Raw genomic sequence first — 260 nt, forward strand, 5'->3', positions numbered from 1 at the left:
CCTGCGTCGCTGATGCAAGACCCCGCCGCGGCGCAGAGATGCGCCGCGGTTTGCTTTTCAGGCAACGATCTGCACCACCACCCTTCCGGCAACCATGCCGGAATGCACGATCCGCCAGCGGCCGGGCTCTCCGGCCACCCGGTGGCGGCAAGGGCCGCTCCCGGTCAATCGCAAGCAGAATCCCAAGGAACCGACGTGGCAAAAATCACCAAGACCTTCCAGTACGGCAAGCACACCGTCACCCTCGAAACGGGCGAAGT

1 protein-coding gene is annotated in these 260 nt (G+C 64.6%); it reads left to right on the plus strand.

Annotation, left to right across the window (positions count from 1 at the left end):
• Nucleotides 1–12 precede the first annotated feature (12 nt).
• The coding region (locus J7528_RS23640) for a hypothetical protein (protein WP_291879738.1) at nucleotides 13–260 on the plus strand (248 nt) is incomplete at its 3' end.

The sequence above is a fragment of the Caulobacter sp. genome, from assembly GCF_017744445.1.
In the GTDB taxonomy this organism is placed as follows: domain Bacteria; phylum Pseudomonadota; class Alphaproteobacteria; order Caulobacterales; family Caulobacteraceae; genus Caulobacter.